Source organism: Pseudomonas sp. R38(2017), from assembly GCF_002112395.1.
Classification (GTDB): domain Bacteria; phylum Pseudomonadota; class Gammaproteobacteria; order Pseudomonadales; family Pseudomonadaceae; genus Aquipseudomonas.
On record NZ_NEHN01000007.1, the window covers coordinates 34,390 to 46,390 of the forward strand.

10 protein-coding genes are annotated in these 12,001 nt (G+C 61.5%); 3 read left to right on the plus strand and 7 right to left on the minus strand.

What is annotated here, in order from left to right:
- Positions 1-3 precede the first annotated feature (3 nt).
- From phaC to CAF87_RS18885, 7 genes are all read right to left on the minus strand, one after another.
- Positions 4-1,683: a class II poly(R)-hydroxyalkanoic acid synthase gene (gene phaC, locus CAF87_RS18855; RefSeq protein ID WP_085732562.1), complete on the minus strand. Its 1,680-nt coding sequence runs from the start codon at positions 1,681-1,683 to the stop codon at positions 4-6.
- Positions 1,684-1,940: 257 nt separating this feature from the next.
- Positions 1,941-2,318 carry a gamma-butyrobetaine hydroxylase-like domain-containing protein gene (locus CAF87_RS18860; protein WP_085698107.1) on the minus strand — a complete coding sequence of 126 codons (378 nt, stop codon included), beginning with the start codon at positions 2,316-2,318 and terminating at the stop codon, positions 1,941-1,943.
- A 76-nt stretch (positions 2,319-2,394) separates the two neighbouring features.
- Positions 2,395-3,732: an ATP-dependent protease ATPase subunit HslU gene (gene hslU, locus CAF87_RS18865; RefSeq protein WP_085732563.1), complete on the minus strand. Its 1,338-nt coding sequence runs from the start codon at positions 3,730-3,732 to the stop codon at positions 2,395-2,397.
- Positions 3,733-3,780: 48 nt separating this feature from the next.
- On the minus strand, positions 3,781-4,317 hold the full coding sequence (hslV, locus tag CAF87_RS18870; RefSeq protein ID WP_003220875.1) for an ATP-dependent protease subunit HslV: 537 nt from the start codon (positions 4,315-4,317) through the stop codon (positions 3,781-3,783).
- A gap of 155 nt (positions 4,318-4,472) precedes the next feature.
- Positions 4,473-5,189 (minus strand): SPOR domain-containing protein, encoded by a 717-nt coding sequence (locus CAF87_RS18875; protein ID WP_085732564.1) that lies wholly within the window; start codon positions 5,187-5,189, stop codon positions 4,473-4,475.
- Position 5,190: 1 nt separating this feature from the next.
- On the minus strand, positions 5,191-6,927 hold the full coding sequence (gene argS / locus CAF87_RS18880; protein ID WP_085732565.1) for an arginine--tRNA ligase: 1,737 nt from the start codon (positions 6,925-6,927) through the stop codon (positions 5,191-5,193).
- A gap of 142 nt (positions 6,928-7,069) precedes the next feature.
- The gene (locus CAF87_RS18885) at positions 7,070-9,289 is read right to left on the minus strand and encodes a primosomal protein N' (protein WP_085732566.1); all 2,220 of its coding nucleotides are present in this window, start codon (positions 9,287-9,289) and stop codon (positions 7,070-7,072) included.
- Between the two features lie 168 nt (positions 9,290-9,457).
- Between CAF87_RS18885 and rpmE the strand changes: the two genes are divergently transcribed.
- From rpmE to CAF87_RS18900, 3 genes are all read left to right on the plus strand, one after another.
- Positions 9,458-9,676 (plus strand): 50S ribosomal protein L31, encoded by a 219-nt coding sequence (gene rpmE / locus CAF87_RS18890; protein ID WP_007952398.1) that lies wholly within the window; start codon positions 9,458-9,460, stop codon positions 9,674-9,676.
- 41 nt (positions 9,677-9,717) lie between these two features.
- Positions 9,718-10,500: a thermonuclease family protein gene (locus CAF87_RS18895; RefSeq protein ID WP_085732567.1), complete on the plus strand. Its 783-nt coding sequence runs from the start codon at positions 9,718-9,720 to the stop codon at positions 10,498-10,500.
- 184 nt (positions 10,501-10,684) lie between these two features.
- Positions 10,685-11,953 (plus strand): malic enzyme-like NAD(P)-binding protein, encoded by a 1,269-nt coding sequence (locus tag CAF87_RS18900; protein ID WP_085711053.1) that lies wholly within the window; start codon positions 10,685-10,687, stop codon positions 11,951-11,953.
- Positions 11,954-12,001 lie beyond the last annotated feature (48 nt).

Genomic DNA, 12,001 nt, shown 5'->3' on the forward strand with positions numbered 1-12,001 from the left:
CGGTTACCGCTCGTGTACGTAAGTGCCCGGTGAGGCCTCGCCTGCCGGGAATGCCTTGTTGCCCAGCTTCGTCGGTGCCTTTTTCAGTTCGCCCGATCGCGCCGCCTGCCACGCCTGCCAGTGCAGCCACCAGGAATCGGCATGCTTGGTCGAGTTTTCCTGCCAGTCATCGGCATTGGCGGTCATTTCGTCGCTGGTCATGTAGCGCGATTTCGGGTTGCCCGGCGGGTTCAGAATGCTCTGGATATGCCCGCTGCTGGACAGCACGAACTCCACCTTGCCACCAAACAGTTGAGCCGACTTGTAGCAGGACTTCCACGGGGTGATGTGGTCGTTGGTGCCGGCCAGCGAGAAGATGTCGGCCGTGACTTTCTTGAGGTCGATCGGCGTGCCGCACACTTCCAGTGCATCGGGGCGGGTCAGTGGGTTGTTTTTGAACATCTCGATCAGGTCGCCGTGGAACGCGGCCGGCAACCGGGTGGTGTCGTTGTTCCAGAACAGGATGTCGAACACCGGCGGCTCGTTGCCGAGCAGGTAGTTGTTGACCCAATAATTCCAGATCAAATCGTTGGGGCGCATCCAGGCAAAGACCTTGGCCATGTCTTTGCCTTCCAGCACACCGGCCTGATACGAATGACGCTTGGCCATCTCCAGGGTCTGCTCGTCGACGAACAAGGCGACGTCACTGTCCAGGGTGGTGTCGAGCACGCTGACCAGCAGGGTTAGGGCATTGACCTTGTTTTCACCCGTCGCGGCATAGTGGCCGAGCAGGGCGGTGCAGGTGATGCCGCCGGAGCAGGCGCCGAGCATGTTGACGTCCTTGCTGCCGGTGATCGCGGTGACCACGTCGACCGCTTCCTTCAGGGCTTCGATGTAGGTCGAGAGGCCCCACTCGCGCTGTTCCTTGGTCGGGTTGCGCCAGCTGACGATGAAGGTCTGCACATTGTTGCGCAGGCAGAAGCGCGCCAGGCTCTTGTCCGGGCTCAGGTCGAAGACGTAGAACTTGTTGATCTGCGGCGGCACCACCAGCAGCGGGCGCTCGTGCACCTGCTCGGTGATCGGCTTGTACTGGATCAGCTCCAGCACGTCATTGCGAAACACCACCGCGCCTTCCGTCACGCCCAGGCTCTTGCCGACCTCGAACGCGCCCATGTTGACCTGGCTCGGCATGCCGCCGTTGTGCACCAGATCCTTGGCCAGATGCGAGAGACCGTCGAGCAGGCTCTTGCCGCCGGTCTCGAAGAAGCGTTTGACCGCCGCCGGGTTGGCCATGCTGTTGGTCGGCGCCATGGCTTCGGTCATCAGGTTGATCACGAAGTGGCCGCGCGCGATGTCCTTGGGCGAGAGGCTGCTGTCGTCGATCCAGGCATGGAGTTCCTTGCGCCATGCCAGATAAGTTTGCAGATAACGTTTGTACAGCGGGTTCTGACTCCACGCCGGGTCGACAAAGCGACGGTCATCGCTTGCCGGTTGCAGTTCTGATTTGCCGAACAGCACGTTCTTCAGTTCGATGCCGAAATGAGTGACGTGTTTGACGCTATGGATCGGTTGTTTGATGGCCTGGGTCAGCACCATTCGAGCAGAGGCCAGCAGATCCTTTCCGCGAAGCCCAACGACAGGATTCAGCCCCAGGGTGTTTTCCGAGGCTTGGTACTTCAAATCATCGTTATTCTTGTTACTCATCTACGACGCTCCATTGTCCTGAGACGAGTACCCGGTTTCTGCTGTGCAGTTCCACAGCCAATGCCAGGTACTACTGCTCGGGTGACCGTTGATTCTGCATAGCTGCTTTACAGTCGTAGAGCACTGCAGGGAACTTGCCAGCTCCATTGGTTACCCGAGTTTAATTTTTTTCGCAAGCAGCCGATCCCGGGCCGCTTTAGCGGAGCATTCAAACAGATGAATCTAGAAAATGCCCTCTAAACAGTCCGAGGCGCGGACTAGAGCATCAGCTTGACGACGGACTGATCCGGGTCGCGGGTTTTGCCGGCGGCTTTGAGTTCGGCCAGATAATCCGCCCAGAGTGCGTCATAACGTCGCCCCAGCTCGTACAGGTAATCCCAGGTGAACAGACCGCTGTCGTGACCGTCGTCGAAGGTCAGTTTCAGTGCGTACTGACCGGCCGGTTCTACCTTGGTCAGGCCGACGTGCAGTTTGCCGAATTGCAGGATCGGTTTGCCGTGGCCCTGGACCTCGGCGGAAGGGGAGTGCACGCGCAGGAATTCGGCGGGCAGGGTGTATTCCTCGCCGGACGCGTATTTGAGCGACAGGGTTTTCGAGGCTTTGTGCAGTTTGATGTCGGTGGGGAGTTGGGTCATCGCCGGCGTTCCGTCAGGTGGAAAAAATTGTGGGAGCCGATGGCTCCCACAGTTTCACGACCACTGTAAGTATGGCTTACAGGATATAACGGGACAGATCTTCGTTCTGCGCCAATTCACCCAGGTGGCTGTTGACGTACTCGGCGTCGATCAGGATCGCCTTGTCGTCATGGGCGCTGGCCAGATCACCGGCACTGAACGACACCTCTTCCAGCAGGCGCTCGAGCAGCGTGTGCAGGCGACGGGCACCGATGTTCTCGGTCTTCTCGTTGACCTGCCAGGCGATCTCCGCCAGACGCTTGATGCCTTCAGGCTGGAACTGGATGTTCAGGCCTTCGGTCTTCAGCAGCGCGCAGTATTGCTCGGTGAGCGAGGCGTGCGGTTCGCTGAGGATACGTTCGAAGTCTTCAGGGCTCAGGGCCTTGAGTTCGACGCGAATCGGCAGACGGCCTTGCAGCTCCGGTACCAGGTCGCTCGGCTTGCTCAGGTGGAACGCACCGGAAGCGATGAACAGAATGTGGTCGGTCTTGACCATGCCCAGCTTGGTGTTGACGGTGCAGCCTTCGATCAGTGGCAGCAGGTCACGCTGCACGCCTTCACGGGACACATCGGCGCCGCCGACATTGCCGCGCTTGGCGACCTTGTCGATTTCGTCGATGAACACGATACCGTGCTGCTCGACCGCTTCCAGGGCCTTGGCCTTCAACTCTTCTTCGTTGACCAGGCGACCGGCTTCTTCATCGCGCACCAGTTTCAGTGCTTCCTTGACCTTGAGCTTGCGAGACTTTTTCTTGCCCTTGCCCATGTTGGCGAACAGGGACTGCAGCTGGTTGGTCATTTCTTCCATGCCCGGAGGCGTGGCGATTTCGATGCCGGCCATCTCGGCGACTTCGATCTCGATTTCCTTGTCATCCAGCTGACCTTCGCGCAGGCGCTTGCGGAACAGCTGGCGGGTGTTGGAGTCCTGGGTCGGTGCGTCTTCGTTGCTGAAACCCATGCGTGCCGGCGGCAGCAGAGCGTCGAGGATACGATCCTCGGCAGCGTCTTCGGCGCGGTGGCGAACGCGGGTCATTTCCTGCTCGCGCAGCATCTTGATCGCGGCATCGGCCAGATCGCGGATGATCGATTCGACGTCACGGCCGACGTAGCCGACTTCGGTGAACTTGGTCGCTTCGACCTTGATGAATGGCGCGTTGGCCAGTTTGGCCAGGCGACGGGCGATTTCGGTTTTACCGACACCGGTCGGGCCGATCATCAGGATGTTCTTCGGGGTCACTTCAACGCGCAGCTCTTCAGGCAGCTGCATGCGGCGCCAGCGGTTGCGCAGGGCAATCGCGACGGCACGCTTGGCATCGTCCTGGCCGATGATATGGCGGTTGAGTTCGTGGACGATTTCGCGGGGAGTCATGGACATAATAATTGACGGTCCTCAAGCAGAAGCAAGCCGTGGCACAGGGCCGACTCAGGCTTCTTCAGCGAGATCCTGCTCCTCAATGGTCTGAGTGTGGTTGGTGAATACACAGATGTCGGCGGCGATCCCGAGAGCGGTCTCGACGATTTCGCGGGCCGACAGATCGGTCTTTTTCAGCAGCGCGCTGGCAGCGGCCTGGGCGTAACCGCCACCGGAACCCATGGCGATCAGGCCGTTTTCCGGTTCGACCACGTCACCGTTGCCGGTGATGATCAGGGAGGCGTCCTTGTTGGCGACCGCGAGCATCGCTTCGAGGCGGCTCAGGGAGCGGTCGGTACGCCATTCCTTGGCGAGTTCGACGGCGGCGCGGATCAGGTGGCCCTGATGTTTCTCGAGCTGGCCTTCGAAACGTTCGAACAGGGTAAAGGCGTCGGCGGTGGCACCGGCGAAACCGGCGATGACCTGGCCGTGGTACAGGCGACGAACTTTCTTCGCGTTGCCTTTCATCACGGTGTTGCCTAGAGAAACCTGGCCGTCGCCGCCCATGACGACTTTGCCGTGGCGGCGGACTGAAACGATGGTGGTCAAGGGAAGAGTCTCCACACTGCGGGGCGAAAATGCCTTATGCCCATTCATATGGGGGTAGTGGAGAGGATTTCAACTGCGGGGAGGGAGAGGGGACGAGCGGTGTTGTTGCGCTGATCCTCCCCACGCAGAGCGCGGGAAGGATCATTCGAGGGGAATCAGCGGCTCTGGCGTTGTTGTAACAACAGGTTGCTGAAACCTGCGCCCGCCAGTTGTTTCTGGGCAGTGGTCAGTTGTTCGCGGTTGCTGAACGGGCCGACCAGTACGCGATACCAGGTTTCATCCTTCACTGTCCCGGATTCAACCGCGACCGCCTGGCCGAGCAGAATGATCTGCGCGCGGACCTTGTCGGCATCAGCCTCTTTTCGGAACGAGCCGGCCTGGAGGAAGAACTTGGTCACCGGCGCAGCCTTGGTCACCGGAGGCGCTGGCGGTGGGGTGATCCCGGCCAGTGCAGCCTGGGCGCGTGCGGTGTCGATCTTCGCCGCTTCCGCCGGAGTCACCGGCGTAGTCGGGATCGCCGGCACCTGTGGCGTCGGCAGGGTTTTCTCCGGCACGGCGTCAGGCGGCACGATCACTTCCGATTCCGGCAGCAGGGTGTAGAAGTCGTACTTCGGCTTCACCGGTTGCGTCGGGCTCGGCGGGGTCTTGTTGGCCTCGGCGATCTTGGTGGCTTTCTGTTGTTGCTGTTGTTCGACCTTCTCGCGCTTGACCGTGTCGCTGCCCTTGCCCGGCTCCAGTTTCATCAGGAACACGATGAACGCACCGACCGTCAGGCCGATGGCCATCCACAGCCAGCCCGGAATCGGCTGCTTCGCTGGAGCTTGGTAACGGCTGGCGCCACGTTTGGGTGCAGGTTTTTTCTTGGCAGCCAACTTACATACGCTCCAGGGTTTCCAGGCCGAGCAGTTCCAGGCCTTGCTTGAGGGTACGGCCGGTCAGCGCGGCAAGGCGCAGACGGCTTTGCATTTGTGCCGGGGTGTCGGCGGCGAGGATCGGGCAGTTCTCGTAAAAGCTGGAGAACAGGCCGGCCACGTCGTACAGGTAGGTGCACAGAGTGTGTGGCGTACCCTTTTCCGCAACGTTGTTCAGCACTTCACCGAACTGCGCCAGTTTGGCCGCCAGTTCCTGCTCGTGCGCCGCTTCGAGGACGATCTGGCCGTCGACTTCGCTGAAATCCTTGCCCAGTTTGCGGAACACGCCGGCCACACGGGTGTAGGCGTACAGCAGGTACGGCGCGGTATTGCCTTCGAAGTTGAGCATCAGGTCGAAGTTGAAGCTGTAGTCGCTGGTGCGGTGCTTGGACAGGTCGGCGTACTTCACCGCGCCGATGCCAACGACCTTGGCGATGCTGCGCAGTTCGTCTTCGGCCAGTTCCGGATTCTTGTCCTTCACCAGGGTGTAGGCGCGTTCCTGAGCCTCGGTCAGCAGATCGATCAGCTTCACGGTGCCGCCGTCACGGGTCTTGAACGGACGGCCGTCGGCGCCGTTCATGGTGCCGAAGCCCATGTGCTCCATTTCCATCGGATGGGTCACGAAACCGGCCTTGCGCGCCACGGCGAACACTTGCTGGAAGTGCAGGGCCTGACGCTGGTCGACGAAGTACAGCGCACGGTCGGCCTTCAGTTTGCCGCTGCGATAGCGCACAGCTGCCAGGTCGGTGGTGGCGTACAGGTAGCCGCCGTCGGCCTTGACGATGATCACCGGCAGCGGCTCGCCTTCGGCGTTCTTGAATTCGTCGAGGAACACGCACTGGGCGCCGTTGCTTTCAACCAGCATGCCGGCGGCTTTCAGGTCGTTGACCACATTGATCAGGTCGTCGTTGTAAGCGCTTTCGCCCATCACGTCGGCCATGGTCAGTTTGACGTTGAGCAGTTCGTAGATCTTCTGGCAGTGCGACAGCGAGATGTCCTTGAACTTGGTCCACAGCGCCAGGCATTCGGCATCGCCGGCCTGCAGCTTGACCACCAGGCCGCGGGCGCGGTCGGCGAACTCCGGGGACTCGTCGAAGCGCTGCTTGGCGGCGCGGTAGAAGTTTTCCAGGTCCGACAGTTCGTCGCTGGTGATCGGGTTTTCCTGCAGATACGCCATCAGCATGCCGAACTGGGTGCCCCAGTCGCCGACGTGGTTCTGACGGATCACGGTGTCGCCGAGGAATTCGAGCACCCGGGCAACGCCGTCGCCGATGATGGTCGAGCGCAAGTGACCGACGTGCATCTCTTTGGCCAGGTTCGGTGCCGACAGGTCGACCACGGTGCGTTGCGCCGGACCCGCCTTGCGCACGCCAACGTGAGCGTCGGCCAGTGCGGCGTCGAGGCGCGAGGCCAGCGCCTGAGTGTTCTGGAAGAAATTGATGAAGCCGGGGCCGGCGATTTCGGCCTTGGTGACGTTCTCGTCAGCCGGCAGGGCGGCGATGATTTTTTCCGCCAGGTCACGCGGCTTCATGCCCGCAGGCTTGGCCAGCATCATGGCGATGTTGCTGGCAAAATCGCCGTGGGTCTTGTCCCGAGCGTTTTCCACCTGGATCGCCGGCGTCAGGCCTTCAGGCAACACACCTTCGTTGACGAGTTGGGTGAGGGCTTGTTGGATCAGCTGGCGAATGGTGTCTTTCATGGTCTTCTCTTTCGACCGCAAGCGCGGCGGCGCATCGATGCGCGGGTGGAAAAACTGGGCATTATCCGTTGCGAAGACGGGCTTGCCAACCTTAGCAGGCAGGATGTGGATGTGTGGTGACAATTCGACCGGTTTTTCCCGGTCAGTACAGATCCACCGGATCGACATCCAGCGACCAGCGCACCGCCCGGCCGCTTGGCATCTGCTCCAGCGCCAGCAGCCAGCTCGACAGCAACCGGTGCAGCGGCGCCCGGGCCGTGGCCTGCAAAAGCAGCTGCGCGCGGAAGCGTCCGGCCCGACGTTCCATCGGCGCCGGCACTGGTCCCAGCAGTTCGATACCGCTCAGGTTCTGTTCGGCCAGCAAGCGCTCGGCCTCACTGCACGCCTCATCGAGAAAGCCTTCAGCCTGCCCCGGCTTGTGTGCTTCGGCGCGCAGCAGCGCCAGATGGGCGAACGGCGGCAGGCCGGCGGCGCGACGCTCGCTCAGGGCCTGTTCGGCAAAGGCGAAGTAACCCTGCTCGGTCAGTTGCACCAATAGAGGATGGTCGGCCAGGTGCGTCTGAATGATCACCTTGCCCGGTTCTTCCGCCCGCCCGGCGCGCCCGGCAACCTGCACGATCAACTGCGCCATGCGCTCGCTGGCGCGGAAGTCGCCGGAAAACAGCCCGCCGTCGGCATCGAGGATCGACACCAGGGTGACCCGGGGAAAGTGGTGACCCTTGGCCAACATCTGGGTGCCGACCAGAATGCACGGCTGGCCTTTCTGGATCGTGGCGAACAACTGATTCATCGCGTCTTTGCGCGAGGTGCTGTCACGGTCGACGCGCAGCACCGGATAGTCCGGGAACAGAATCGCCAGCCGTTCCTCGGCCCGCTCGGTGCCGGCGCCCACCGGCCGCAGATCGACCTTGTTGCACTTCGGGCACTGGCGCGGCACACGCTCGACGTAACCGCAGTGGTGGCAGCGCAGCTCGCCGTAGCGCTGGTGCACGGTCATCCGCGCATCGCAGCGCTGGCACTCGGACATCCAGCCGCAATCGTGGCACAGCAGGGTCGGGGCAAACCCTCGGCGGTTGAGGAACACCAGCACCTGCTGGCCGGCGGCGAGGGTCTGGCCGATGGCTTGCTGCATCGGCCCGGAAATGCCGCTGTCCAGCGGACGGCTTTTTACGTCCAGACGCAGGAACCGTGGCTGTTTGGCGCCGCCGGCCCGTTCATTCAGGCGCAGGAGTCCGTACCGGCCGGTATAGGCGTTGTGCAGGCTTTCCAGGGATGGCGTCGCGGAACCGAGCACGATCGGGATGTTTTCCTGACGCGCGCGCACCAGTGCCAGATCCCGTGCGTGGTAGCGCAGGCCTTCCTGCTGTTTATAGGAACCGTCGTGTTCTTCGTCGATGATGATCAGCCCCGGATTTTTCATCGGGGTGAACAGTGCCGAGCGGGTGCCGATAATAATGTCGGCCTCGCCATCCCGGGCAGCGAGCCAGGCATCGAGGCGATCGCGGTCGTTGACGGCCGAGTGCAGTAGGGCGATGCGCGCATTGAAACGTTGTTCGAAGCGGGCCAGGGTCTGCGGACCGAGGTTGATCTCGGGGATCAGTACCAGCGCCTGTTTGCCGGCCTCGAGGGTTTCGCGGATCAGTTGTAGATAGACTTCGGTCTTGCCGCTGCCGGTGACTCCGGCCAGCAGGAACGCGTGATAACTGTCGAAACCGGCGCGAATCGCTTCATAAGCGGCGCGCTGTTCGCAGTTGAGCGGCAGCTCCGGCTGGGCCAGCCAGTGCTCGTGGCGTGCGCCGGGGGCGTGGCGACGTACTTCGACTTGTACCAGATCTTTGGCCAGCAGCAGATCGAGGCTGTCCTTGTTCAGCATCAGTTTGCTTAGCAACTGATGGGCGACGCCGTGAGGGTGCTGGGCCAAAGTCGCAAGGGCTTCACGCTGGCGCGGGGCGCGGGCGATGCGCGGGTCGTCGAGGCTGGCGCCGGGGGCGGCGGACCAGAAACGTTCCTGGCGGGCTTCCGCCAGTTCGCCCTGGCGCAGCAATACCGGTAATGCCCAACTCAAGGTGTCGCCGAGGCTGTGCTGATAATACTGAGCCGTCCACAGGCACAGCTTGAACAGTGCCGGCGGCAACGGTGCGGTGGCGTCGAGCAGGGCCAGCGCCGGTTTGAGCTTCTCCACCGGCACTTCACTGGTGTCAGTGACTTCCACCAGAATCCCGATCATTTCCCGCCGACCGAACGGCACCCGCAGCCGCATGCCCGGTTGCAACTGCGAACGCAGCACACCGGCCGGGGCCCGATAGTCGAACAGGCGGCGCAGGGGCGAAGGCAGGGCGAGGCGCAGAATGGCGTCGGGCACGCGGAGGATTCTCATAGGCGGGGCGGTGAAGAAGGGCGGGAGCCTAGCAGACGGTCGGTCTCGGTGACAGCTTGCGTGATTGAAAAGGTCTGGTAGAATCCGCGGCCTAATTACGTGCGGTATTCAACAATCGTGTTGGATGGCGGCACGCCAGCTGAGGAAAACACCATGAAAGCCGATATCCACCCGAATTACCCAGAAGTTGCAGTAACTTGCAGCTGCGGCAACAAGTTCGAAACCCGTTCGACCTTCGGCAAAGCCCTGGCGATCGACGTTTGCAACGAGTGCCACCCGTTCTACACCGGTAAGCAGAAGACTCTGGACACCGGTGGTCGCGTTCAGAAGTTCGCCGACCGTTTCGGTGCTTTCGGCGCGAAAAAGGCCTAAGGCCTCTCATTCTGGAAAACCTCAGCGGCTTTTCCGGTCTGATGAAAAAGGCGTCCCTTGTGGGCGCCTTTTTTGTGTCCGCGATTTGGCTGTCCGCTGCCCAGGCCTTTTGTCCGGCGCCCTCGGGTCTGTCCAGCGTGGTGGTGCAGCGGGTTGTCGATGGCGACACGGTGCGCCTGAGTGACGGTCGCAGCGTACGCCTGATCGGTCTCAACACGCCTGAATTGGGCAAGCAGGGTCGCGGCGACGAGCCGTTTGCCGTGGCGGCGCGCAAACGCCTGGAAGCCTTGGTAGCTGACAGTGGCGGACGAGTCGGTTTGCGCCTCGGCGCGCAGGAAAAAGACCATTACGGGCGTACGCTCGCCCATCTCTACAGCGTCAGCGGCGCCAGTCTCGAAGCGCAAATGCTCGCCGATGGCCTCGGTTTCCGGGTCGCGGTGGCGCCGAATGTCGATCTTGTCGATTGTCAGCAAGCCGCCGAACGTAGCGCGCGGCAGGCCGGGCTTGGCCTTTGGAAGCGCTCGCCTGTACTGAAAGCGGAGCAGATCGAACGCTCGGGTTTCGCCATCGTCAGCGGGCGTGTGAGCAAGGTTCAGCGCAATCGTGGCGGAATCTGGATCGAGTTGCAGGACAAGCTTGTACTGCGCGTTGCACCCAATCTGCTGGAGCGCTTCGATGTCAGTTCCCTGCAAGCGTTGAAGGGCAAGCAAATCGAAGCCCGGGGCTGGGTGGTCGACCGTTCACGACGGGGCGGATTGAAATCCGGTCAGGTCCGTTGGCTGTTGCCGCTGACCGATTCTTCAATGTTGCAATCGTCCCGCTGAAGAAAAAGTTGTAGACATTTTTTCTGTCGATTGTGAACAGTCTAACCCTTGTGCGCCGTGGCTCTTGGCCCAAAGTCGTAGGGCAGGGCGCTTGACAGGGGTGACCGGGCAGTCTTGTGGGGACTTTGCGAGGCGCGTATCCTCGCTGACCAGTCTGTCCAACAGTAAAAAGCGGAATGCCAAAATGTCTGATCTGAAAACTGCCGCTCTCGAATATCACGCCAATCCTCGTCCAGGAAAGCTGAGTGTCGAGCTCACCAAGGCCACTGCTACCGCCCGCGACCTGTCGCTGGCCTACAGCCCCGGCGTAGCTGAACCAGTGCGCGAGATCGCCCGCGATCCTGAACTGGCCTACAAGTACACCGGCAAGGGCAACCTGGTTGCAGTCATTTCCGATGGCACCGCGATTCTGGGCCTGGGTAACCTCGGCCCATTGGCTTCCAAGCCAGTGATGGAAGGTAAAGGCGTGCTGTTCAAGCGCTTCGCCGGCATCGACGTATTCGACATCGAAGTCGACTCCGAAAGCCCGCAAGCCTTCATCGACACCGTAAAACGCATTTCCATCACCTTCGGTGGCATCAACCTGGAAGACATCAAGGCGCCTGAGTGCTTTGAGATCGAACGCGCTCTGATCGAGCAGTGCGACATTCCGGTGTTCCACGATGACCAGCACGGCACCGCGATCGTGACCGCTGCGGGCATGATCAACGCTCTGGAAATCGCTGGCAAAACCCTCGGCGAAGCCAAGATCGTCTGCCTGGGCGCCGGCGCTGCCGCCATCTCCTGCATGAAATTGCTGGTGAGCATGGGCGCCAAGGTCGAGAACATCTTCATGATCGACCGTACCGGCGTGATCCACGCTGGCCGTGACGACCTGAACCAGTACAAGGCTGTGTTTGCTCACGCTACCGAGAAGCGCACCCTGGACGACGCCATCGAAGGCGCTGACGTATTCGTCGGCCTGTCGGGCCCGAACCTGCTGAGCGCCGAGCAACTCAAGCGCATGGCGGCCAACCCGATCGTCTTCGCCTGCTCCAACCCGGATCCGGAAATCTCCCCGGAACTGGCTCACGCCACACGCAACGACGTGATCATGGCCACCGGCCGTTCGGACTACCCGAACCAGGTCAACAACGTGCTGGGCTTCCCGTTCATCTTCCGCGGTGCCCTGGACGTTCGCGCCAAGCGCATCAACGAAGAAATGAAGATCGCTGCCGCCAACGCTCTGCGCGAACTGGCCAAGCTGCCGGTTCCACAGGAAGTCTGCGACGCCTACGGCGGTATCTCCCTGGAATTCGGTCGTGAGTACATCATTCCGAAGCCAATGGACAAGCGCCTGATCACCGTGATCTCCGACGCCGTGGCCAAGGCCGCGATCGAGACCGGCGTAGCGACCCTGCCGTATCCGAAGAACTACCCGCTGAAAAGCGTGGATGACGTGTTCAACGGCTAAGTCGTTGTAACGCTTCAAGTGAAAGCCCCGGCTCGTGAGAGTCGGGGC